The following is a 22,824-nucleotide window of genomic DNA, read 5'->3' on the forward strand; positions in this document are numbered from 1 at the left end:
TTCCGGCGCGGGGCGCGCCGGAACCGGGTCTCGGTGTCTTACTCGACGACGATCAGCTCGATCGCGGCGTTGACCTGCTCGCGCAGCGAGTCGGAGATGGGGGCGCTGCCCGCCGCCTCGGCAGCGGCGTCCTGGCCCTCGGGGCTGGCGACGTACTGAAGGTAGGCCTTCACGAGCGGCGCGACCGCCGGGTCGGCGTACTCCTGGCACGCGATCATGTAGCTCACCAGCACGATGGGGTAGACGCCGGCTTCGTCGGAGGTGCGGGCGAGCTCGAACGCGAGGTCACCCTCACCGCGGCCCTCCTCCAGCGTGGAAGCGTCGACGATGGCGGCGGCGGCCTCCGGCGAGTACTCGACGAACTCGTCGCCGACCTGGACGGCGGCGGTGGAGAGACCCTCCTCGGCGGCGCGCGACGCGTCGGCGTAGCCGACGGTGCCGTTTCCGCCTGCCACGGCCGACACCACGCCCGAGGTGCCCTGGGCGGCCTCACCGGTGTTGAGCGGCCACACGCCGTCGGGCTCCGAGGTCCACACGTCGGGCGCGGCCTGGTAGAGGTAGTCGGTGAAGTTCTCGGTCGTGCCCGAGTCGTCGGCGCGGTGCACCGGCGTGACCGCGAGGTCGGGGAGCTCCACGCCCTCGTTGAGCGCGGCGATCGCGGGGTCGTTCCAGTTGGTGATGTCACCCGAGAACAGGCCCGCGATGGTCGCGGCGTCGAGGTTGAGGGAGTCGACGCCCTCGATGTTGAAGATGACGGCGATCGGCGAGATGTAGGTCGGCAGTTCGATGATGCCCGAGCCGTCGACGCAGGCATCGAACGGGCCCGCCTCGATCTCCTCGATCTTGAAGGCCCGGTCGGAACCCGCGAAGGGGAAGGCGCCGGCCTGGAACGACTCACGCCCTGCGCCGGAGCCGGCGGGGTCGTAGGTCACGTCGACCCCGGGGTTGGCGGTCTGGAACCCGGCGGTCCATGCCGAGACCGCGACTTCCTGCGCCGACGATCCGCCGCCGGCGATCGCGCCTTCGAGGTCGGAGACGGTGGGTTCGCCGGTCGAGTTTCCGCCGGGGGCGGTCTGCTCGTTGGCGGCGCAGCCGGCGAGGGCGAGGGCCGCGACAGCGGCGACAGCGCCCACCTGGGCGATGCGGGAGATCTTCACTGTGTGAATCCTTCACGTGTCAGGGAATGAGGCCCAAGAGGGCTTCGGGTAACGAACCCGGTGCAGGGCTCGCACTGAAACGTAGGCTCGGACTCTTAAGAGACTGCGCTCGGCGGGTGAACGGAAGGTGAACGGGATGCCGACAACGAGGCATCCGGGAACCGTGTCCGTTCACCTGCGCGGCGCGGACCGCGTCAGACCTTGGGGATATGCGTCTCGATCGCGATGATCCCCGACCCCGGGCTGTCGACCGAGAGGTGCGCGACCGAGAAGGCAGCGAAGTCGAGCGCGGAAGCGCTGCCGAGGTACGACCCGCGCAGTGTGCCGGTCGCGAGGGCGAGTTCGCTGAGTATGTCGGGAAGCACCGGACCGTGGCTGCACAGCACAGCCGCCTTGCGGGCGCGCACCCGCTGGCCGATGATCGTGCGGGCGTCGGAGGTTCCCTCTTCCCACGCGTCCTGACTGATGAGCGGGGTTCTGTCGACCTTCTTCCCGAGCGCCGCCGCCAGCGGCGCCACGGTCTTCACGCACCGGGTGGCCGGACTCGACAGGATCTTGCGTGCGCCGAACGCGAGCAGCGGGCCGACGATGGAGTGCGCCTGCTTCTTGCCTCGTGAGGAGAGGGGGCGCCGGGCATCCTCCCCCTCCCAATCCTCGCGGGGGAGCGCCTTGGCATGCCGGAGCGCGATGATCGGGAACGTGCGCAGCACGCCCTCCTCGACCAGATGGAGGAAGTTCTCGAGGATCTCGACGTCGACGGGGTAGCTCAGCCGTGCGAGAGCCTTCTTCGGCGACGCCCACTCGAGGGCGGCGATCTCTTTGTTCGGCACGAAGGCGGAGGCGCGGATGGCCGCGTCTGTCGCCTCGGCGGCCCAGTAGTGCACGATCTTGGTGCGCTTGCTCGGCAGCCGGTAGCGCGAGACGCCCACCGGAACACCGAGCGAGACGCGGATGCCTGTCTCTTCGAAGATCTCGCGCGCAGCCGTCTCGGCGAGCATCTCGCCGGGGTCGACCTTTCCCTTGGGGAGCGTCACGTCGCGGTAGCGGGTGCGATGGATGAGCAGCACTCGCAGCTTCGCGTCGACGACGCGCCAGACGACACCGCCCGCGGCGTAGACGGCGGTCTCGGTCATCGCACCGCCCGCGCCCGCCGGCGGCGCTGGACGTTGGCCATGGTGCGGTCCTGCATGTCGACGAGGAGCTGGCCGTCCTGGCCCACGTTGTGGCGGATCCACTCACCGTCGGGGCCGAGATGCCACGAGCTGGAGGTGTCGCTCATGGCGAGGTCGAAGAAGTCGCCGAGCTCCTTGAGGTGAGCGGGCGCGGTGACGCGCACGAGCGCCTCGACGCGACGGTCGAGGTTGCGGTGCATCATGTCGGCGCTGCCGATGTACATCTGCGGGTCGCCGTCGTTGTGGAACGTGAAGATGCGCGAGTGCTCGAGGTAGCGGCCCAGGATGCTGCGTACCCGGATGTTCTCGCTCATGCCCGGCACTCCCGGCTTGAGCGAGCAGATGCCGCGCACCCAGACGTCGACTCTCACTCCGGCCTGGCTCGCACGGTAGAGGGCGTCGATGATCTGCTCGTCGACCATCGAGTTGACCTTGATCCGCACGCTCGCCGGGCGTCCGGCGAGGGCGTTGCGGCGCTCCTTGTCGATGAGGCGCAGGAGGCCCTTGCGCAGGTGGAGCGGCGCGACGAGCAGCCGCTTGAACTTCTTCTCGATCGCGTAGCCGCTCAGCTCGTTGAACAGGCGGGTGAGGTCGCGGCCGACCTGGTCATCGACGGTGAACAGGCCGAAGTCCTCGTAGATGCGGCTCGTCTTGGGGTTGTAGTTGCCGGTGCCGACGTGACTGTAGCTGCGCAGCACGCCGCCCTCCTCGCGGATGACGAGGGCGAGCTTGCAGTGCGTCTTGAGCCCCACCAGACCATAGACGACGTGAACGCCCGCCTTCTCGAGCTTCCGGGCCCACAGGATGTTGTTGGCCTCGTCGAATCGCGCCTTGATCTCGACGAGCGCGAGAACCTGCTTCCCCGCCTCCGCCGCGTCGATGAGCGCCTCGACGATCGGGCTGTCGCCCGACGTGCGGTACAGCGTCTGCTTGATGGCGAGCACGTGCGGGTCCTTCGCCGCCTGCTCGAGGAAGGCCTGCACGCTCGTCGCGAACGATTCGTACGGGTGGTGCACGAGCACGTCGCCCTTGCGGATCGAGGCGAAGATGTCGGGCCGCTCGTTGTTGTCGCCGGGCTGGAAGGCCATCGCGGTCGTCGGGACGTGCGGCTTGAACTTGAGGTCGGGGCGGTCGATACGCAGGTCGAACAGCCCACGAAGGTCGAGGGGCCCGGGCAGGCGGTAGACCTCCTGCTCGGTGATGTCGAGCTCGCGGATGAGCAGGTCGAGCGTCACCTCGTCCATGTCGTCGGTGATCTCGAGGCGGATCGGCGGACCGAACCGGCGCCGAAGCAACTCGGCCTCGAGCGCCTGGATGAGGTTCTCGGACTCGTCCTCCTCGATCGCGACGTCTTCGTTGCGGGTGAGGCGGAACGCGTGGTGGTCGAGCACCTCCATTCCGGGGAAGAGGTCGTCGAGGTGATTGGAGATGAGGTCCTCGAGCGGAAGGTACCGGGCGGCGCCGTCGGGGGACGGAACCTCGACGAAGCGGGGCAGCATCGGCGGCACCTTGAGGCGCGCGAACTCCTGCCGGCCTGTTCGGGCGTTGCGGATGCGGATGGCGAGGTTGAGCGAGAGACCCGAGATATAGGGGAAGGGGTGCGCCGGGTCGACCGCGAGCGGCATGAGCACAGGGAAGACCTGCGCTTGGAAGTAGTCGTACAGGGTCGAGCGGTCGTCTTCGTCGAGCGCATCGTAGGAGACGACGTCCACACCGGCGTCGGCGAGCGCGGGCTTGACCAGGTGCGTCCACGCGTCGGCGTGGCGTAGCTGCAGGCGGTGCGCCTCGCCGGAGATATCGGCGAGCACGTCGGCGGGCGCACGGCCGACGTTCGTCGGCACCGCGAGGCCGGTCACGATGCGGCGCTTGAGTCCGGCCACGCGCACCATGAAGAACTCGTCGAGGTTGCTGGCGAAGATCGCGAGGAAGTTCGCCCGTTCGAGCAGCGGGAGGTGCGGGTCTTCGGCGAGCTCGAGCACGCGCTGGTTGAATGCCAGCCAGCTCAGCTCGCGGTCGAGATAGCGGTGCTCGGGCAGCTGGGCGTCGAGCTCCTCATCCAGGTCGAAGTCGTCGTCGTCCGCGTCGCCGAGCCCTGCGTCGAGCACCTCGTGTTCGATCATCCCCTCATCATTGCAGGCGCACGTGACGAGAGTGTGAACGGGTCAGGGGGTTGACCGGGGCGGGTCAGGCGTCGGTGCGCTCGCGGGGAGCCGGGAGCTGGTCGTCCTCGTAGACGTTGAAGCGGTACCCCACGTTGCGGACCGTTCCGATGAGCTGTTCGAGGTCGCCGAGCTTGGCGCGCAGACGCCGCACGTGCACGTCGACAGTGCGCGTTCCCCCGAAGTAGTCGTAGCCCCACACCTCGCTGAGCAGCTGTTCGCGCGTGAAGACGCGGGAGGGGTGCGTCGCGAAGAAGTGGAGGAGCTGGAACTCCTTGTACGTGAGGTCGAGCGGCTTGCCGTGCACCTTCGCCGAGTACGACGACTCGTCGATCGTGATGCCGGAGGTCTGGATGCGCGTCGACACCTGCTCCTTGCTCATGCGGCCCACCGCGAGACGCACGCGGGCGTCGACCTCTGCGGGTCCCGCCGTCACGAGGATCACGTCGTCGACGCCCCAGTCCGTCGAGACCGCCGTGAGGCCGCCCTCCGTGACGACCAGCAGCAGCGGGGCGTCCAGTCCCGTGGTGTTGAGGATCTTGCACAGCGATTTCGCGCCGACCAGGTCGATGCGCGCATCCACGAAGATGACGTCGGCGCTCGGTGCGTTCACGAGCGAGGCCGGCTCGGCGGGGATCTGGCGCACGCGGTGGCTCAGCAGCTCGAGCGAGGGCAGGACCGGACCGCCGCCCTGCGCGGAGCTGAGAACGAGGAGCTGTGCCAAAGCGTCGCCTTCCCGGCGCGTGGTATCGCGTCGTGAACCCCAGTGTAGGGCGTGCGCGGGACGGGGCTTTGCGCGCCCGCCACCGGCCGACACGCAGGCGCTCCGTGCATCACGCGGCGCTGTGGGCGAGAATGGGCGGGTGGCCGTGCCTGAACTCGCTCCCCGCCGCACGTTCGGCGGCATCGTCGCCGTGTGGATCGCCGCCGCCGTCATCGGCGTGCTCGTCGGCCTCTTCGCGGGGGACGCGTGGCGAGCCCAGTGGCTGGCGGTCGGGCTGGGCGGATGCCTCATCCTCTCGTTCGCGATCCAGCTGTGGTCCGGCCGTTCCCAGGGTTTCACGCAGCGTGTCGCGGCCAGCGCGCTCGGCGCGCTGGTGGTCATGGGCGTGATCAGCCTCGGTTTCGGGCTCGCGGCCATCGTCCCCGGCTGATCCGGCGCGCGACCCGCCGACTAGACTGGTCGCATGGATCTCTTCGCGCTCGAGCTGTTCTACGTGGGTCTCCTCGGTCTGGCGTCGCTCGCGATCGCCTTCGTCTCGGTCGTCGTCCTGAAGAACCTCTACCGCGGCCAGCGCTGATCGGCCGCGCCGTGTTCGATCTGCCGACCGACCTCCCCGCCGATCTCGCGCCGCTCTCGTGGCTGGTCGGCGTCTGGGAGGGCACCGGCGTCATCGACTACGCCGATCACGCCTACTCGGGCGAGTTCACACACCGGGTGAGCTTCAGCCATGACGGCGGCGACTACCTGAACTACTCGGCCAGTGCGTGGCTGAACGGCGAGGACGGCGCCCGCACGCCCCTCGTGTCCGAGATGGGCTACTGGCGCCTGTCGCGCCCCGCGACGGACGCCGATGCCGGACCGGGACTCCTCCCTGCGGCGGCCCCGTCGGCTCCGCGCACGGCCGACGACGTCGAGCTCCTGCGCAATGCCGAGGGCGGGTTCGACATCGAGGTCGTCCTCGTCCACGCCGACGGCATCAGCGAGCTCTACCTCGGACAGATCCGCGGACCGCGCATCGACATCGCCACCGACGCCGTCGTGCGTCCGGCAGGCGCCAAGACCTACGCGGCCGGCACCCGCATGTACGGCCTGGTCGAGGGGCACCTTCTGTGGGCGTGGGACATGGCGGCCCTCGGCCACGAGCTCGGCGCGCATGCGTCGGCGCGTCTCGCGCGGGCGGAATGATGTCCGCACCCGCCGCCGCCTTCGCCGACCTCCCCGGTGCCGTCATGGACGACTCCGGCCTGCAGCACGTCGGCAATCCGCTGGTCGAGCAGCGCGCGCTCGCCGCCGGCGAGGCGATCGCGCCTCTGGGCGACCGCGCCGTCCTGGCCGTGCCGGGAGAGGACCGCCTGTCGTGGCTCGATTCCCTGACTTCTCAGGCCCTCGCCGGCCTCGCTCCCGGCGTCAGCACCGAGCTGCTCGTGCTCGATCCGCAGGGACACGTCGAGCACGCGGCATCCGTCCTCGACGACGGCGAGACGACGTGGCTCATCGTCGACCGCCCGGACGCCGAGGCGCTTCTGACCTGGCTGCGCCGGATGCGCTTCCGGCTGCGGGTCGACCCGCGCGACGCGAGCGACGAGCTTCGCGTCATCGGCGGCACCGCGGCGGCGCTGGGGAAGGTCCACGCCGCCGCCCCGGCGGGGGTGGCGCTGGTGTGGACCGACCCCTGGCCCGACGTGTCGCCCGGCGGGCACGCCTATGCCGCCGTCGACCCCCATCCCGGCGTCCAGCGAGACTGGGCCGAGGCGCTCGTGACGCCCGACGAGGAGCGGCGCCTCTCCGCCGCCGCGGCGGCCGGGGAGCTCTCGCTGGCCGGACTCGTGGCCGCTGACGCCCTCCGCGTGGCGGCGTGGCGCCCGCGATGGTCGGCCGACGTCGACGAGCGCGCGCTGCCGCACGAGCTCGACTGGCTGCGTACGGCCGTGCACCTCTCCAAGGGGTGCTATCGGGGGCAGGAGACCGTCGCCAAGGTCCACAACCTCGGTCATCCGCCGCGTCGGCTCGTGGCTCTCCAGCTCGATGGGAGCGCGAGCGTGCTGCCGGCGCCCGGAGCAGCCGTCCGGGTCGGGGAAGACGTCGTCGGCGCGGTGACCTCGACAGCGCTGCACTTCGAGGACGGGCCGATCGCCCTCGCCGTCCTGCGCCGGTCGGCGCCGGTCGATGCGACGCTGCTCGTCGACACCGAAGACGGGCCGATCACCGCGGCACAGGAGGTCATCGTGCCGCCCGACGCAGGAGCGACGGCGAACGTTCCGCGCCTGACGAGGCTGTCGCGCCGGGCATCCGCGAAATGAGGCGACGCCGGAGGAGTGGACGCGCCGCATGAGCGGGCCACCCACGACCACGGCGATCCCGACCGGCTGGCGGGCGCGGCTGAACCCGCGCCCTGCGCTGGTGCGCCTGCGGGAGTCCGGCATTCCGATCGTGCAGATCGTGGTCGCTGCAACCGGGTCCTACGCCTTCGCCCACTACATCCTCGGTCATCCGGCTCCGCTTCTCGCGGCCACGGTCACCGTCGGCAGCCTCGGACTCGTTCGGGATGCCCGTCCGCGCCGTGTGCTCGAGACCGTGCTGGGCATGCTCGTCGGGATTCTGGTCGCCGAACTCCTCCTCATCCTCACCGGCACAGGCTGGTGGCAGCTGGGCCTGGCTCTGGGCGTCACGCTCGTGGTCGCCCGCCTGCTCTCAGCCCAGGCGGGCTTCGCGATCGCGGCGGCGATCCAGTCGCTGATCGTGATGGTGATCCCGGCGACCGCGCCGTTCCTGCGCCTCATCGACGGCCTCGTGGGCGGCGTCGCGGCGCTCGTCGTCACCGCCCTCATCCCGCGCAATCCGCTGCGCGACGCGCTGCGCGAAGGACGAGCGGTGTTCGCCGCCGTCGACAAGACATCGGCCGCCCTCGTGCAGGCGCTCCGCCGCGGCGACCGCCTGCGAGCGGAGCGCGGACTCGAGAAGGCCCGCGCACTTCAGCCGCTGCTCGATGACTGGCGCTCGTCGCTCGAATCCGGTCTCGCGATCGCCCGCATCTCGCCGTTCCTGCGCCGACAGCGGTTCGAGCTCGACCGCCAGGATCGCATCCGCGAGTCCGTCGAGCTCGCCACCCGCAACCTGCGCGTCGTGGCCCGCCGGGTCGTCTATCTCTGCGACGACGGCGAGTCGCGGCCCGTCGCGGCCGATGTGCTGGCCGAGATCGTCCGCGGCGCGGGGTTCGTCTCGGACGCCCTCGACGACATCTCCCTCGAACCGGCGGCCCGGGCAGGGCTGGCGGCCGTCGCGTCGCGTCTCGATCCCGCCGAACTGCTTCCGGGCGCCTCTCTGGGCGAGCACAACCTCATCGCCGCGATGCGTCCGCTCGTCGTCGACCTTCTCACCGCCACGGGCATGTCGCCCGCCGACGCCCGCGCGGCGGTGCCGCGCATCTGAGCGTCAGCGAGGAGCCACCGCGTCCCAGGGCAGGGTGAGCTCGCCCAGTCTCCACCGGGATCGTTCGAGCACGGGCCAGCCGGATGCCTCGACCGCTCCGACGGCCGTGCGCCAGCGCTCCACGGGACCGAAGGGCGACACGCCCGCGGCGCGGTCCCACTTGGCGTCGAGCGCGCGCAGGAGCGCATGAACGCGCTCGCCCGGGACGTTGCGATGGATGAGCGCCTTGGGGAGGCGCTCGGCGGCGATGGACGGATGCGTCAGCCCGGCCAGTCGCAGCGAGATGGTGAGTGTGCGCGGCATGCCGTCGTCGCCGATGGCGACCCAGGTCGCGATGCGCCCCAGCTCGTCGCACGTGCCCTCCACGAGGAGTCCGCCGGGAGCGAGCGCCGATGACATCGCGGTCCATGCGGCCGCGACTTCGGGTTCGTCGTACTGGCGCAGCACATTGAATGCCCGGACGACGGCTGCGCGGCGGCCGCCGGGCAGCGGCACCTCGAATCCGCCCAGCGCGAAGGACACGGCGGCGCCCGGCGCGAAGGGCGTCTCGCCGGCGCGGACGGCCGTGAGCTGCTCCTCTGCCCGCGCGACCCTCGCCGGGTCGATCTCGAGACCGAGCACCTCGACGTCCGGCCGCGAGCGGGCGAGCCGCGCCTGCAGTTCGAAGGCCGTCACACCGCTCGCCCCGAAGCCGAGATCCACGACGAGCGCGTCTTCGGCACGCCTGAGCGCGGGGTGCCGGGCGATCCACCGGTCGACGCGCCGGAGCCGATTGGTGCCGGTCGTCCCGCGTGTGATCCGCCCGACTCGTGTGGCACGCGCGGCCGGGGAACGAGCGGAGGCCATGACCCCATGATGCCAGCCGTCATCGGCGGCGGCCGGTGCCGGCGGCGCCGATATCATGGGCGAATGACCGCGCCTTATACGCTGATCCTGCTTCGCCACGGCCAGAGCGAATGGAACAAGACCAACCAGTTCACCGGATGGGTCGACGTCCGTCTCACCGAGCAGGGCAAGGCCGAGGCGCAGCGCGGGGGCGAGCTCCTCGCCGAGTCCGGCATCCTCCCCGACATCCTGCACACCTCGGTGCTGAGCCGCGCGATCCAGACCGCGAACATCGCGCTCGACGCGGCAGACCGCCTCTGGATCCCGGTCAAGCGCTCCTGGCGACTCAACGAGCGCCACTACGGCGCGCTGCAGGGCAAGGACAAGGCGCAGACCCTCGAGGAGTTCGGCAACGAGCAGTTCATGCTGTGGCGCCGCTCGTTCGACGTGCCGCCGCCGCCGCTCCCCGCCGACGACCAGTACAGCCAGGTCGGCGACCCGCGGTACGCCGGTATCGACGGCGAGGTTCCCGACACGGAGTCGCTCAAGATCGTCATCGACCGCATGCTCCCGTACTGGCACAACGACATCGTCCCGGACCTGAAGGCGGGAAAGACCGTGCTCGTCACGGCGCACGGCAACTCCCTGCGCGGCCTCGTGAAGCATCTCGACGGCATCAGCGACGCCGATATCGCCGAGCTCAACATCCCCACCGGGATCCCGCTCGTGTACCGCCTCGACGAGGATCTCAAGCCCCTCGGCCCGGGCGAGTACCTCGACCCCGAGGCCGCTGCCGCCGGCGCCGCAGCGGTGGCCGCGCAAGGCAAGAAGTAACACGACAAGGAAAGAGACCGGATGCCCCGAGCATCCGGTCTCTTCGTCTGGGGCCCCTAGGGCTGGGCGGTGATGATGTCCAGCGTGTCGGTCGAGGGGGTCCAGTCGCCCGTCGACAGATAAGCGACCTTCTTGGCCACCGACACGGCGTGGTCGGCGAACCGCTCGTGGTAGCGGCTGGCGAGTGTGGCGTCGACGGTGGCCGATGCCTCGCCCTGCCAGCTGTCGCTCAGCACCTTCTCGAACACCGAGACGTGGAGGTCGTCGATGTGGTCGTCGGCGTTGCGGATCTGCTCGGTCAGGGCCAGGTCCTGGGTGCGCAGCAGTTCGGTGAGCTGGCGCGCGACCTCGACGTCGAGCTCGCCCATCTTCGTGAACGTGGACTTGAGGCCCTTGGGGATCGCGCGCTCCGGGAACCGCATGCGCGTGAGCTGAGCGATGTGCTCGGCGATGTCTCCCATGCGTTCGAGGGATGCGCTCATGCGCAGCGCGCTCACCACGATGCGCAGGTCGCGGGCGACGGGCTGCTGGCGTGCCAGGATCTCGATCGCGAGCTCGTCGAGGGCGACAGCCTTCTCATCGATGATGGCGTCGTCCTCGATGACCTCCTCGGCCAGCGACACGTCGCTCGTGCTGAACGCGCGCGTGGCCTTGTCGATCGCCACCGTGACCAGTTCGGCGATCTCGACCAGACGACTCTGCACGTCCTCGAGCGACTGATGGAAGACTTCGCGCATTCGATGCACCTTTCGTGACTCGGGCAGCATCCGCCGCCGCGATCGTGGCGATTGTCGCCAGCGAAGGTTAACGGACGGTGCCGCCGCGGTGAATAGTACCCGGCGCGCCCCCGGGACTCGGCGGGAACGTCGGATCGTCGGTTCACCTGCCCTCTACGCTGGTGCCATGGACACGACGCAGCTCGCGCTGCTCGCCCTCCTCGCAGGCGTCGTCATCGGGGGCTCCGTCTCCGCGGTCATCGTGACGTCGCTCCGTGCGCGCGACCGCGCCCGGGCGGAGACCTCGCTGGCCATCCCCGAAGGAGTCCGCGAGGTGCTGCACGGCATGGACGACGCCGCCGTCGTCGTGGATGCGTCGTTCACCGTGCTGGCGGCTTCAGCGCCCGCGGCTCCGTTCCACTTCGTCGAGGGACGGTCCGTCCCTGCCGATGAGCTGAAGGCGATCGCGCGCAGAGCCCGCGACGCGGGAGCTCCCGCCACGGACACCATTCGACTGCGCCGGGGCGCGCCGCCGGCCGAGCCACGGCTCGTCGTCGTGCGCGCGACTCGCATCTCTCCGCGACTCACCCTGCTCGTCCTCCGCGACATCACCGAGCGGGAACGCGTCGAGCAGATGCGTCGCGATTTCGTGGCGAACACGAGCCATGAGCTCAAGACGCCCGTGGGCGCGGTGAGCCTGCTGGCCGAGGCCATCGAGATGGCCGCCGACGATCCGCCGCAGGTGCGCGCCTTCGCCGCGCGGCTCACGGCCGAGGCATCCCGCCTAGCCCTCCTGACCTCGCGCATCATGAACCTGTCGCGCCTGCAGTCGTCGGACGAGCTCACCGAGGAGCGCGACGTATCGGTGGACGAGGTCGTCGCGGCCGCGCTCGACGCGCACGCGATCCAGGCCGATTCCGCAGGAGTCGAGGTCGTCCGCGGGGGCAAGCGCGGCTTGTTCGTGCGGGGCGATGCCCAGGTGCTGAGCGAGGCCGTCGGAAACCTCGTGGCCAACGCGATCCAGTACTCCCCGCGGGGGTCGAGCGTCGGCGTGGGCGTCAAGCTCGTCGACGGCGTCGTCGAGATCGCCGTCACCGACCGGGGGATCGGGATCGCGGAGGGCGAGCAGGACCGCGTCTTCGAGCGGTTCTATCGCTCCGATCCGGCCCGTGCCCGCCGCACCGGCGGGAGCGGACTGGGCCTGTCGATCGTCAAGCACGCCGTGCAGCGTCACGGCGGCGAGGTGCGGCTGTGGTCGCGTCCGGGGCGCGGATCGACGTTCACCATCCGCCTGCCCGAGACCCCGGCGCCCGCCGACCAGGCGCATCCCAAGCGCACCCGCAAGAAGAAGCGGACGCCCGTCGAGGCATCCGCCCCCCTTCCGATGAACGGAGAGCCCGTATGACCCGCGTCCTGATCGTCGAGGACGAGCCCGACCTCGCCGACCCGCTCGCGTACCTGCTGCGTCGCGAAGGCTACGACGTCGAGATCGCCGAGGACGGGCCGGCGGCCCTGATGGCGTTCCGCGAGCACGGAGCCGACATCGTCCTGCTCGACCTGATGCTTCCCGGCATGCCGGGGACGGAAGTGTGCCGGCAGATCCGCACGACCTCGACCGTGCCCATCATCATGCTGACGGCCAAGGACTCGGAGGTCGACATCGTCGTGGGGCTCGAGCTCGGTGCTGACGACTACGTGACCAAGCCGTACTCCGCACGCGAACTGCTCGCGCGCATGAGGGCGGTGCTGCGGCGGTACGCGCAGGTCGACGCGGATCTCGACGATCGGGTGCTCGAAGGCGGACGGGTCGTACTCGACATCGACCGGCACACCGTCGCGGTCGAGGGCAGTGAGATCAGCATGCCGCTCAAGGAATTCGAGCTGCTCGAGGTGCTGATGCGCAACGCCGGCCGAGTTCTCACGCGAGGCCAGCTGATCGACCGTGTGTGGGGGAGCGACTATTTCGGTGACACGAAGACCCTCGACGTCCACATCAAGCGCATCCGCTCGCGCATCGAGCAGAACCCGAGCGCCCCGGAGATGCTCGTCACCGTCCGTGGCCTGGGGTACCGCTTCGAAGGCTGAGTCCCGACCGGGCTGCAACGACGAAGCCCGCCCGCGTGATCCGCGGGCGGACTTCGTCGTTCAGCGGGTCAGCCCTGGGACTCGGTCTCGCTCCCCGAGGGGACGAGGGGTGCCAGGTAGGGCAGTTCGCCGTCGAGCACGGGAACGGAGATGAGGGTGCCGTCGGCGTCGCCGGACTGGAAGTAGCCGGGGATGTCCGCACCGGCGGGAGTGTCGAGGCCCTCGACGAGGATCGGGTCTTCGCCTTCGGCGCCGAGGCTGATCGTCGTGCGCGCCGGCACCCGGACGGTGAACGGGATCGTCGATCCGCCCTCTCCCAGCTCGATGCGCAGGGTGTGCGAGTCGTCGGTGTCGTTCACGATCGCAGCGACGAAGTTGCCGGCAGAGCCGTCCTCGTTGGCGACGATGAACGCGTTGCGCACATCGAGCGGGCCCTCGTCGTAGACGTTCACGCCCTCGGCGGCCGAGTACTGGATCGTCGTCGCCTGCGGCGAGATCATGCTGCAGCCGGTCGTGCCGAGGACCACGAGGGCTCCGACGGCGATCGACGCGATGTGGCGCGAGTTCACTGGTGGTCCTCCCGGGACGGCTGACGGCTTCCTCAGCATTCTAGGGGTTCGCGGGCTGGGCGCGTGGCGGCAGCTCCCGGTGGTCGGCGACCGGTGGGCGGAGAACCTTAGCGTATGTCGCCTGTGGTATCCTGGAGGTTGCCGAAAGGACATAACTCCATGCTTTTTGAGGTTGGCGAGACGGTCGTTTACCCCCACCACGGCGCGGCAACGATCATCGAGGTCAAAGACCGGATCATCAAGGGCGAGACGAAGAAGTATCTGAAGCTCAACGTCACGCAGGGCGATCTGATCATCGAGGTCCCCGCCGAGAATGTCGATCTTGTCGGCGTCCGCGACGTCATCGGCAAGGAAGGCCTCGACCGGGTCTTCGAGGTGCTGCGCGCCCCCTTCACCGAAGAGCCCACGAACTGGTCCCGCCGCTACAAGGCGAACCTCGAGAAGCTCGCGTCCGGCGACGTCATCAAGGTGAGCGAGGTCGTGCGCGACCTGTGGCGCCGCGACCAGGATCGCGGTCTGTCGGCAGGCGAGAAGCGCATGCTGGCCAAGGCCAAGCAGATCCTCATCTCCGAGCTCGCCCTCGCGGAGAAGACCGACGAGGAGAAGGCCAGCGTCATCCTCGACGAGGTCCTCGCCAGCTGACGCCTCCCGGCACCCGCTAGCGTTGGTCGGGTGACCATCGCACCCGTTCCCCGCGTCGGCATCATCGTCGTGGCGGCCGGTTCCGGCACGCGCCTTGGCGCGGGGACTCCGAAGGGTTTCGTCGGCATCGACGGGCACACGGTGCTCCGTCACGCGCTCGAACGCGTGTTCCGCGCGCCGTCCGCGCAGGTCGTCGTCGTCGCGCCCGCGGGTCGCGAGGGCGACGCGCGCAGTGAGGCGATCGAGGCTGCGGGGGCGCGCCGTGATCTGGTGACGGTCGTCTCGGGCGGCACGACCCGCCAGGCCTCCGTGGCCGCGGGTCTCGCGGCGCTGTGGGCCGACGTCGAGATCGTGCTGGTGCACGACGCCGCCCGGGCGCTCACCCCGCCCGAGGTCTTCGAGCGGGTCATCGAAGCCGTCGATTCGGGACGCGACGGCGCCATCCCCGTGCAGTCCGTCGTCGACACGATCAAGCGCGTCGACGGCAGCGAGATCGTGGGCGTCGTCGACCGGTCGGAGCTCGCCGCCGCGCAGACGCCGCAGGGGTTCCGTCGGGACGTCCTCGAGGCGGCGTATCGCGCCGCGGCGGCGGACTTCACCGACGACGCAGCCCTCGTCGCGGACGCCGGTCACGCCGTCGCAGCGGTGCCGGGGCATCCGCTCGCCTTCAAGATCACCACCCCCGCCGATCTCGAGCGCGCGCGATCGCTGGTCGCGGACGCTCCGATCGCGCCGGTCCAGGCGCGACTCGATCGGACGCTCCCCGCGCCGCGCGTGGGGGTGGGCACCGATGTGCACGCGTTCGGCGGCGCCGGCGCGCTGTGGCTCGCAGGGATCGAGTGGCCGGGGGAGCAGGCGCTGTCGGGTCACTCCGACGGGGATGCGGTCGCCCACGCGATCGTCGACGCGCTGCTTGCCGCCGCGGGACTCGGCGACATCGGGACCCACTTCGGAACCGACCACCCCGAATACGCCGGCGCCCACGCCGATGCCTTCCTCGGTCGCACTCTGGGCCTGCTCGGCGAGGCCGGCTGGCGGGTGGGAAACGTGTCGGTGCAGGTGCAGGCGAACCGTCCGCGGTTCTCGGCGCGGCGCGCCGAGGCCGAGGCGGCGCTCTCTGCCGCGCTCGGGGGTGCGCCCGTGTCGGTGTCGGCGACGACGACCGACGGGCTCGGCTTCACCGGACGAGGTGAGGGCGTCGCAGCCTTCGCGGTCGCGCTCGTGCTCCCCGCGTAGTCAGAGCCTCCGGGTCATGAAGACCGAGAACGGATCGAGTGCGTAGCCGTCGAACGGCCCGCACTCGACGAACCCCTCGCTCTCGTACAGGCGCTGGGCGGGGAGGAACTCCGGGGTCGAGCCCGTCTCGAGCCACAGGCTGGTCATGCCGCGCTCCCGGGCCGCCGTCATGATGTGCCGCAGGAGCGCCCGGCCGACGCCCGCCCCGAGGAAGCGGTCGTCGACCCGCATGGACTTGAGCTCTCCCCGCTCGGTGTCGATCGTCTTGAGCGCGCCGATCCCGGCCAGCTCGCCGCCGATCCAGGCCGACCAGAACGAGACCGAGACGTCCGTCAGCGCATCGAGGTCGAGCGCGTGCACGCTCTCCGGCGGCGAGGTGTCGTGCATACCGGCGAGATGGAAGGCGACGAGGCGCCTCGTCGCGTCGCCGCTGAGGTCGTCGGGGCGGATGTCGATCGTGGTCTGCATGTCGTCCAGCAGTGTGCCACGAGCGCGTTGCCGGGAGGTTTCGTCAGGCCTCCACCGCGTAAGGCTGCGGGTCGCGCGGCGTGCGGGAGCCCCACGCGAGCAGTGCGAGTCCCGCGCCCAGAACGAACAGGCCGACGATCGCGAGCAGAGACAGCCGCTCGCCGAGCGCGACGATGCCCAGGACGCTGGCGGTGAGGGGTTCGCCGAGCGTCAGCGTGGCGGCCGTGGCGGCCGTGAGCCCGCTCAGCCCCCAGGTGAAGAGGACGTAGGCGACGGAGATCGTGGCGAGCCCGAGCCACAGGGTCATCACAACCCCGCTCGTCGTGCCCAGCCAGGCGAGATCGACGAACGGAAGCGCGAGGGCGCAGATGACGGCCGAGCTCGCGCCCATCGCCCCGACGACGGTGAACGGATCCCACCCCTCGTCGAGCAGTCGCCGCTGAGCGTTGGCGATCACCGCGAAGGAGGCACCCGCGCCGATCGAGGCGAGAAGCCCGATCGGGTCGGTGCCGCCGACACTCCCGGTGCCGCCGGCCTCGCCGCCGACGCCGAGCAGCACGACGCCGAGCGTGGCGAGAGCCGTGGCGCCGATCCACGTCGCCGACGGCATCCGCCTCGTGAGGGCCCACTCGAGCAGGCCGGCGAGGATGGGCGCCGACCCGAGCGCCACGACCGTCGCGACCGCCACGCCGTTGCGCGCCGTGCCGAGGAAGAAGAGGGGCTGGTAGAGGGCGAGGCACGCACCGGTGAGGACCATGAGTGACAGCGACCGCATCCCGAGTCGCGGGGCCGGCGCCGCGTCGACCGGTCGCCGGCGAGCGTGGCGTGCGGCGAGGAGGAAGGCGATGATCGCGAGACCCGTTCCGCCGACGACCATCCGCATCACGCCGATCGACAGGGGCGTGGTGCCGTCTGGGCCGAGCGCCTGCGAGGTGCCCGTCGTGCCGAAGAGCATCGCGGCGGCGAGGACGGCGAGCACATGCATCGCACTCAGTTCTACCGGAAACCCGGCCGGTAGGCTGGTGCGGTGACGGTTCAGCTCTACGACAGCAAGGCGCAGGCCCTGCGCGACTTCGTTCCGCTCGACCCCTCGAACGTCACGATCTACGTCTGCGGACCCACCGTGCAGTCGGGCCCGCACATCGGGCATCTGCGCGGAGCGCTGAGCTTCGACATCCTGCGCCGCTGGCTCGCTCATCGCTATGAGCGCGTGACCTTCGTGCGCAATGTCACCGACATCGACGACAAGGTGCTCGCCAATGCGACCGACGGCGAGCCGTGGTGGGCGCTGGCCTACCGCATGGAGCTCGAGTTCACGCGCGCCTACACCGCGATCGGCATCCTCGCGCCCACGTACGAGCCGCGCGCGACCGCATCGGTCCCGCAGATGCAGGAGCTCATCGCACGCCTGATCGAGGCCGGGCACGCGTATCCGGCGGCGCCGGGGACGGATGCCTCGGGCGACGTCTACTTCGATGTCAGATCGTGGCCCGGCTACGGTTCGCTCACGAACCAGTCTCTCGACGCGATGGAGCCGGCCGCTGACGCCGACCCCCGCGGCAAGCGCGACCCCCGCGACTTCGCGCTGTGGAAGGGGGCCAAGCCCGACGAGCCCGCGTCGGCGACGTGGGACTCGCCGTGGGGGCCGGGCCGGCCCGGCTGGCACATCGAGTGCTCGGCGATGTCGCGCCGCTATCTCGGTGCCGAGTTCGACATCCACGGCGGCGGTCTCGACCTGCGCTTCCCCCACCACGAGAACGAGCTCGCGCAGTCCACCGCGGCCGGCGACGCATTCGCCCGCTACTGGGTGCACAACGGCCTCGTCACGGTCAACGGGCAGAAGATGTCGAAGTCCCTGTTCAACTTCGTGCTCGCCGATGACGCGCTCGCAGAGTTCGACCCGCTGGTCATCCGCTACGCCCTGCTGGCCGCGCACTACCGCTCCAGCCTGGACATCTCGCAGCGTGGATTCGACGAGGCCCGCGCGGCGGTCGATCGCATCCGCACGTTCCTCGAGCGGGTGCAGCGCATGCCGAGTCCGTTCGCGTGGAGCGCCGACCGGCCCGACGGCTTCGATCCCGACGCCGAGCCTGCGCAGGGCGCGTCGTCGGAGGTCGGTGGCCCGGGGTCCGGCGAGATGCCCGAGGCGTTCGCATCGGCGATGGACGACGATCTCGGTGTTCCGCAGGCGCTGGCGGTCGTGCACGAGGCCGTCCGCACGGGCAATTCCGCGCTGGACGCCGGCGACGATGCCGGAGCGTGGGAGTGGGCGCTCCAGGTGCGGAGAATGACCGGCATCCTCGGGATCGACCCGCTGGATGAGCAGTGGACGGCGACGGATGCGCCAGCCGAGGCATCCGCTCTGGACACCCTCGTGCAGACCATGCTCGTCCAGCGGGCGGACGCGCGGGCCGCGAAGGACTGGGCCGCGGCGGATCGCATCCGCGATGCCATCGCGGCCGCCGGCATCACTCTCGAAGACGGGCCGGACGGCACGCACTGGACACTCGACCCGCTGGAGCGGGCACGCCGGGCATGACCCGGCCGGAAAGGACGACAGATGGCTAAGCCAGGACGCCCCGGCGCTGCGAAGGGCAAGAAGGGCCCCACCAAGGGCACGGGCGGCAAGAACAAGCGCTCGCTCGAGGGTCGCGGCCCAACCCCCAAGGCGGAGGACCGCGCGTGGCACCCGGCCGGCAAGCGCAAAGCCGCCGCCGAGCGCTACGCGGCCGCCGGCGGCAAGGGCAAGCCCGCCGGCTCGTCGGGCCAGAACCGCTCGCCGCGCGCCAAGAAGGACGACGACACCGAGACGGTGACCGGCCGCAACTCGGTGCTCGAGGCGCTGCGCGCGAAGATCCCCGCGACCGCGTTCTACATCGCGCAGCGGGTCGAGATGGATGACCGCGTCAAGGAGATGCTGGCGATCGCGACGCACCGTGACATCCCCGTCATGGAGGTCACCCGTCCCGAGCTCGACCGCATGGCGGGGTTCGACGGCGTGCACCAGGGCGTCGCTCTCAAGGTTCCCCCGTACGAGTACGCGCATCCGCAGGACCTGCTCGAACAGGTCATCGACGCCGGCCGGACGCCGCTGTTCGTCGCCCTCGACGGCGTGACCGATCCGCGCAACCTCGGGGCGATCATCCGCTCGACGGCGGCCTTCGGCGGGCACGGCGTCATCGTCCCGCAGCGCCGTTCGGCGAGCGTCAACTCGGCGGCGTGGAAGACGAGCGCCGGCGCCGCCGCCCGCATCCCGGTCGCGATCGCGGCCAACCTCACGAGCATGCTCAAGGAGTTCAAGAAGCAGGGCGTGTTCATCCTCGGCCTCGACGGGGACGGGGACGTCTCGCTGCCCGGCCTGGAGCTCGCCGACCGCCCCGTGGTGATCGTCGTCGGCTCCGAGGGCAAGGGCCTGTCGCGGCTCGTCACCGAGACCTGCGACCAGATCGTGTCGATCCCGATCTCTGCCGCCACCGAATCGCTCAACGCCGGCATCGCGGCCTCCGTCGCGCTGTACCAGGTGGCGACGCTGCGGGGCGACAAGGGCTGAGCGGATGCCGCAACCCGGCGTATTCATGGGAATGAATCATCGGAAGCGCGGCTTGGGCATCACATAACCGTCGAAAGGGAGACCATGGCACGCATCGCCGTCATCGGAGGAACCGGCTACGCCGGCAGCCACATCGTCGCGGAGGCGGTGAACCGCGGGCACACGGTGGTGTCCGTCGCTCGCACGGTTCCCGCGGAGCGGATCGAGGGCGCGACGTACATCGAGGGCACGCTCCTCGATGTCCCGAGCCTCGTGGCCGAGCTCGAAGGCGTCGATGTCGTGGTTGTGGCCGTTCCGGCTCGCGGTGACATGGAGGGCAACGTCCGCTCGAATGTCGCCGAGCTCGCCGCAGAGCTCCCGGCCGATGTGCGCATCGGTGTCATCGGCGGTGCCGGTGGCAGTCTCATCGCCCCCGGCGGTGAGCGTCTGGTCGACCAGCCGTCGTTCACGGAGGAGTACAAGCCCGAGGCGCTCGAAGCCATCGGCATCCTCGAGGACCTGCAGCAGGGTCCGGCATCGCGCGACTGGTTCTACGTCCACCCGGCCGGCGGCTTCGGCGCCTGGAACCCCGGGGAGCGGACCGGCTCCTACCGCGTCGGAGGCGACGTCCTCGTGACGGATGAGGACGGCGAGTCCTTCATCTCGGGCGCCGACCTGGCGGTGGCCGTCGTCGACGAGATCGAGGAGCCGAAGCACACGCGCGAGCGCTTCACCGTCGGCTACTGACGGCTCTCAGACGAGGTCGCGCCAGTCGATCTCTTCGTCCTCGTCCTCGACGACGGGCATGCTCGAGGTGATCACCGAGAGCGACACCGTTTCGGTGGGCGGGCCCATCAGCGTCGCCTCGTCGCGGCGGTGCCGCAGCACGTCGTCGATATAGCTGGTGAGCACCTCTGCGAGGGGCACGGACTTGCCTCGCGCCTGCGACATGTACCACCGGTGCTCGAGCACCTGGTGGAACACCTCGGCGGGCTCCAGCTTGGCGCGCAGGTCCCACGGAATCGCCTTGACGACCGGCTCGAACACGCGCGTGAGCCATTCGTGGGCCACCATCTCCTCGTCGTCGCCGAGGCGGGAGATGCGCGCGCGGAACTCGTCGAGGTCGTTGAGCAGGCGACGGGCCTGGTTCTCCTCGACATCGAGCCCGGTGAGTCGGATGAGCCGGCGCTGGTGGTGCCCGGCGTCGACGACCTTCGGCTGGATCGACACTCGCGTGCCGTCGGCGGTGGTCTTGATCGACATCTCGCCGATGTCGAAGCCGAGGTCGTTCAGCCGCTGTACGCGCTCGGTCAGGCGCCAGGCCTCCTCGGCGCCGAAGGACTCCTTGTCGGTCAGCGCCGCCCACAGCGCGTGATACGAAGAGACGATGCCGTCGGCGATGGCGATGGCATCGACGCCGCCCTCGAGGCGGCCGCCCGCCTCGAGATCCATGATCTCGCCGGCGATGTTCGTGCGGGCGACGTCGAGGTCGTGCGCACGCTGCCCTGGCGTCAGCCCGCTCTCATGCAGCTCGCCCGTCTCGGCGTCGACGAGGTATGCGGCGAACGCGCCGGCGTCGCGCCGGAACAGCGTGTTGGACAGCGAGACGTCGCCCCAGAAGAACCCGACGTTGTGCAGCCGCACCAGCAGGGCCGCCAAGGCGTCGACCAGGCGGGTGGCGGTGTCGGGGCGGAGCACCTGCGTGAACAGCGCGCGATACGGGAGCGAGAACTTCAGGTGAGCGGTGACCAGCGCGGCGGGAAGCGGCTCACCCGAGGCATCCGTTCTCCCGGCGATCACCGCGACCCGCTGCACGCACGGAACATCGAGGCGGTCGAGGTTGCCGAGCATGTCGTACTCGCGACGTGCCATCTGCTCGGTGGTCTCCTTGATGGCCACGACGCGCCCCGACAGATTCGCGAAGCGCACGAGATGACGCGAGATGCCCTTGGGCAGGTAGACGATGTTGCTCGACGGCCAGTCCGCGAGCGTCGTGGACCACGGCAAGGTCAGCAGGCCGGGATCCACCCGGCTGGCAGTGATGCTCAGTGCGTCCCGCACGGTCACCCCCCTGAGAATGCGCAACGGCGCGGGGGGAATTCTCCCACCCGCGCCGTTGCGACGGAAATCGATCAGGCCGAGACGACCGGCTTGTCGTTGAGGCGCTCGCCCGACTCGAGGTCGAACGCGTGCACGTGGCCGGCGGTCGCGGCGAGCGTGACGGTCTCACCCGCGTGCGGGTGGCTGCGGCCGTCGACACGGGCGACGAGGTCGGTGCGCTTGCCGCCGATGTCGGTGTGCCCGTACAGGTAGCCGTCGGCGCCGAGCTCCTCGACGAGGTCGACGACCACCGACAGGCCCTTGCCGTCGGCCGGGCCGACCACGATGTCTTCGGGACGGACGCCGACGGTGACCTGGCTGCCGTGCGCGCGGCCGACGGTGTCGCGGTCGAGCGGAACGACCTCCGAGCCGAACTGCACGCCGCCTTCGGCGAGGTCGGCAGGGAAGAGGTTCATCGCGGGGGAGCCGATGAAGCCGGCGACGAACACGTTGTTCGGCTTCTCGTACAGGTCGCGCGGCGTGCCGACCTGCTGCAGGAGGCCGTCCTTGAGCACCGCGATGCGGTCGCCCATCGTGAGGGCCTCGGTCTGGTCGTGCGTGACGTAGACCGTGGTGACGCCCAGGCGGCGCTGCAGCGAGGCGATCTGGGTGCGGGTCTGGACGCGAAGCTTGGCGTCGAGGTTCGACAGCGGCTCGTCCATGAGGAAGACCTGCGGCTGACGGACGATGGCACGGCCCATGGCGACGCGCTGACGCTGACCGCCCGAGAGGGCCTTCGGCTTGCGGGTCAGGTACTGCTCGAGGTCGAGCAGCTTCGCAGCCTCGAGGACGCGGGCGGCGCGCTCCTCCTTGCCGACGCCGGCGATCTTCAGGGCGAAGCCCATGTTCTCGGCGACCGTCATGTGGGGGTACAGCGCGTAGTTCTGGAACACCATCGCGATGTCGCGGTCCTTCGGCGGGACGTCGGTGACGTCGCGGTCGCCGATGAGGATGCGGCCGGAGTTGACCTCTTCGAGTCCGGCCAGCATGCGCAGCGAGGTGGACTTTCCGCAGCCCGAGGGGCCGACGAGGACCAGGAACTCGCCGTCGGCGATCTCGAGGTCGAGCTTGTCCACGGCGGGGCGCGTGCCCCCGGGGTACAGGCGGGTTGCGTTGTCGAACGTGACGGACGCCATGTTTCTCTTCTCCTTCACCGGCAGGTACGTGCCGGACGATCCG

The 22,824-nt window shown here is 70.3% G+C and carries 23 protein-coding genes; 12 read left to right on the forward strand and 11 right to left on the reverse strand.

What is annotated here, in order from left to right; all coding sequences use genetic code 11:
* Positions 1–38 precede the first annotated feature (38 nt).
* The 4 genes from pstS to HF323_RS02865 form a co-directional block, all read right to left on the reverse strand.
* Positions 39–1,157, reverse strand: a complete 1,119-nt coding sequence (pstS, locus tag HF323_RS02850) for a phosphate ABC transporter substrate-binding protein PstS (protein WP_169581031.1) — start codon at positions 1,155–1,157, stop codon at positions 39–41.
* A 194-nt stretch (positions 1,158–1,351) separates the two neighbouring features.
* Positions 1,352–2,290 carry an NUDIX domain-containing protein gene (locus HF323_RS02855; protein ID WP_169581032.1) on the reverse strand — a complete coding sequence of 313 codons (939 nt, stop codon included), beginning with the start codon at positions 2,288–2,290 and terminating at the stop codon, positions 1,352–1,354.
* Positions 2,287–4,449, reverse strand: coding sequence for an RNA degradosome polyphosphate kinase (locus HF323_RS02860; RefSeq protein WP_169581033.1), 2,163 nt, complete (start codon positions 4,447–4,449; stop codon positions 2,287–2,289). Before HF323_RS02860 ends, HF323_RS02855 begins: the two co-directional genes overlap by 4 nt.
* A gap of 64 nt (positions 4,450–4,513) precedes the next feature.
* On the reverse strand, positions 4,514–5,212 hold the full coding sequence (locus HF323_RS02865; protein ID WP_169581034.1) for a response regulator transcription factor: 699 nt from the start codon (positions 5,210–5,212) through the stop codon (positions 4,514–4,516).
* A 139-nt stretch (positions 5,213–5,351) separates the two neighbouring features.
* Between HF323_RS02865 and HF323_RS02870 the strand changes: the two genes are divergently transcribed.
* The 4 genes from HF323_RS02870 (at position 5,352) to HF323_RS02885 (ending at position 8,641) form a co-directional block, all read left to right on the forward strand.
* Positions 5,352–5,642, forward strand: coding sequence for a hypothetical protein (locus HF323_RS02870; protein ID WP_169581035.1), 291 nt, complete (start codon positions 5,352–5,354; stop codon positions 5,640–5,642).
* A gap of 158 nt (positions 5,643–5,800) precedes the next feature.
* The gene (locus HF323_RS02875; protein WP_169581036.1) at positions 5,801–6,397 is read left to right on the forward strand and encodes an FABP family protein; all 597 of its coding nucleotides are present in this window, start codon (positions 5,801–5,803) and stop codon (positions 6,395–6,397) included.
* Complete coding sequence (locus HF323_RS02880) at positions 6,397–7,512, forward strand: folate-binding protein YgfZ (RefSeq protein ID WP_169581037.1); 1,116 nt, start codon at positions 6,397–6,399, stop codon at positions 7,510–7,512. Before HF323_RS02875 ends, HF323_RS02880 begins: the two co-directional genes overlap by 1 nt.
* A gap of 28 nt (positions 7,513–7,540) precedes the next feature.
* A complete protein-coding gene (locus tag HF323_RS02885; RefSeq protein ID WP_169581038.1) occupies positions 7,541–8,641 on the forward strand; it encodes an FUSC family protein in 1,101 nt (366 codons plus the stop codon).
* Positions 8,642–8,644: 3 nt separating this feature from the next.
* On the opposite strand, the gene HF323_RS02890 is transcribed toward HF323_RS02885, so the two are convergent.
* Positions 8,645–9,487, reverse strand: a complete 843-nt coding sequence (locus HF323_RS02890) for a class I SAM-dependent methyltransferase (RefSeq protein ID WP_169581039.1) — start codon at positions 9,485–9,487, stop codon at positions 8,645–8,647.
* A gap of 63 nt (positions 9,488–9,550) precedes the next feature.
* On the opposite strand from HF323_RS02890, the gene HF323_RS02895 reads away from it, so the two are divergent.
* Positions 9,551–10,300 (forward strand): phosphoglyceromutase, encoded by a 750-nt coding sequence (locus HF323_RS02895; RefSeq protein ID WP_169581040.1) that lies wholly within the window; start codon positions 9,551–9,553, stop codon positions 10,298–10,300.
* A 56-nt stretch (positions 10,301–10,356) separates the two neighbouring features.
* On the opposite strand, the gene phoU is transcribed toward HF323_RS02895, so the two are convergent.
* Positions 10,357–11,037, reverse strand: coding sequence for a phosphate signaling complex protein PhoU (phoU, locus tag HF323_RS02900; RefSeq protein ID WP_169581041.1), 681 nt, complete (start codon positions 11,035–11,037; stop codon positions 10,357–10,359).
* 166 nt (positions 11,038–11,203) lie between these two features.
* Here phoU and HF323_RS02905 point away from each other — a divergent pair, with 166 nt between their 5' ends.
* Together HF323_RS02905 and HF323_RS02910 are read left to right on the forward strand one after the other, a co-directional pair.
* Positions 11,204–12,421, forward strand: coding sequence for an ATP-binding protein (locus HF323_RS02905; protein ID WP_169581042.1), 1,218 nt, complete (start codon positions 11,204–11,206; stop codon positions 12,419–12,421).
* Positions 12,418–13,101, forward strand: coding sequence for a response regulator transcription factor (locus HF323_RS02910; RefSeq protein WP_169581043.1), 684 nt, complete (start codon positions 12,418–12,420; stop codon positions 13,099–13,101). Before HF323_RS02905 ends, HF323_RS02910 begins: the two co-directional genes overlap by 4 nt.
* A 68-nt stretch (positions 13,102–13,169) precedes the next feature.
* On the opposite strand, the gene HF323_RS02915 is transcribed toward HF323_RS02910, so the two are convergent.
* On the reverse strand, positions 13,170–13,670 hold the full coding sequence (locus HF323_RS02915) for a DNA modification methylase (RefSeq protein ID WP_169581044.1): 501 nt from the start codon (positions 13,668–13,670) through the stop codon (positions 13,170–13,172).
* A gap of 159 nt (positions 13,671–13,829) precedes the next feature.
* Here HF323_RS02915 and HF323_RS02920 point away from each other — a divergent pair, with 159 nt between their 5' ends.
* Complete coding sequence (locus HF323_RS02920; protein ID WP_169581045.1) at positions 13,830–14,312, forward strand: CarD family transcriptional regulator; 483 nt, start codon at positions 13,830–13,832, stop codon at positions 14,310–14,312.
* Between the two features lie 30 nt (positions 14,313–14,342).
* The gene (ispD, locus tag HF323_RS02925; RefSeq protein WP_169581046.1) at positions 14,343–15,548 is read left to right on the forward strand and encodes a 2-C-methyl-D-erythritol 4-phosphate cytidylyltransferase; all 1,206 of its coding nucleotides are present in this window, start codon (positions 14,343–14,345) and stop codon (positions 15,546–15,548) included.
* Here the strand turns inward: ispD and HF323_RS02930 are convergent, their stop codons facing one another.
* Positions 15,549–16,016 carry a GNAT family N-acetyltransferase gene (locus tag HF323_RS02930; RefSeq protein ID WP_169581047.1) on the reverse strand — a complete coding sequence of 156 codons (468 nt, stop codon included), beginning with the start codon at positions 16,014–16,016 and terminating at the stop codon, positions 15,549–15,551.
* A 43-nt stretch (positions 16,017–16,059) separates the two neighbouring features.
* Positions 16,060–17,001 carry an EamA family transporter gene (locus HF323_RS02935; RefSeq protein WP_169581048.1) on the reverse strand — a complete coding sequence of 314 codons (942 nt, stop codon included), beginning with the start codon at positions 16,999–17,001 and terminating at the stop codon, positions 16,060–16,062.
* A 42-nt stretch (positions 17,002–17,043) separates the two neighbouring features.
* Between HF323_RS02935 and cysS the strand changes: the two genes are divergently transcribed.
* From cysS to HF323_RS02950, 3 genes are all read left to right on the forward strand, one after another.
* On the forward strand, positions 17,044–18,555 hold the full coding sequence (gene cysS, locus HF323_RS02940; RefSeq protein WP_169581049.1) for a cysteine--tRNA ligase: 1,512 nt from the start codon (positions 17,044–17,046) through the stop codon (positions 18,553–18,555).
* Positions 18,556–18,576: 21 nt separating this feature from the next.
* Positions 18,577–19,566: a 23S rRNA (guanosine(2251)-2'-O)-methyltransferase RlmB gene (rlmB, locus tag HF323_RS02945; RefSeq protein WP_169581050.1), complete on the forward strand. Its 990-nt coding sequence runs from the start codon at positions 18,577–18,579 to the stop codon at positions 19,564–19,566.
* A gap of 84 nt (positions 19,567–19,650) precedes the next feature.
* Positions 19,651–20,292 carry an NAD(P)H-binding protein gene (locus HF323_RS02950; protein WP_169581051.1) on the forward strand — a complete coding sequence of 214 codons (642 nt, stop codon included), beginning with the start codon at positions 19,651–19,653 and terminating at the stop codon, positions 20,290–20,292.
* A 6-nt stretch (positions 20,293–20,298) separates the two neighbouring features.
* On the opposite strand, the gene HF323_RS02955 is transcribed toward HF323_RS02950, so the two are convergent.
* Both HF323_RS02955 and ugpC read right to left on the reverse strand, forming a co-directional pair.
* Positions 20,299–21,606 (reverse strand): DUF4032 domain-containing protein, encoded by a 1,308-nt coding sequence (locus HF323_RS02955; protein ID WP_169581351.1) that lies wholly within the window; start codon positions 21,604–21,606, stop codon positions 20,299–20,301.
* Positions 21,607–21,677: 71 nt separating this feature from the next.
* Positions 21,678–22,781 carry a sn-glycerol-3-phosphate ABC transporter ATP-binding protein UgpC gene (ugpC, locus tag HF323_RS02960; RefSeq protein ID WP_169581052.1) on the reverse strand — a complete coding sequence of 368 codons (1,104 nt, stop codon included), beginning with the start codon at positions 22,779–22,781 and terminating at the stop codon, positions 21,678–21,680.
* Positions 22,782–22,824 lie beyond the last annotated feature (43 nt).

It is taken from the genome of Microbacterium sp. MF43, from assembly GCF_012847295.1.
Classification (GTDB): Bacteria; Actinomycetota; Actinomycetes; order Actinomycetales; family Microbacteriaceae; genus Microbacterium.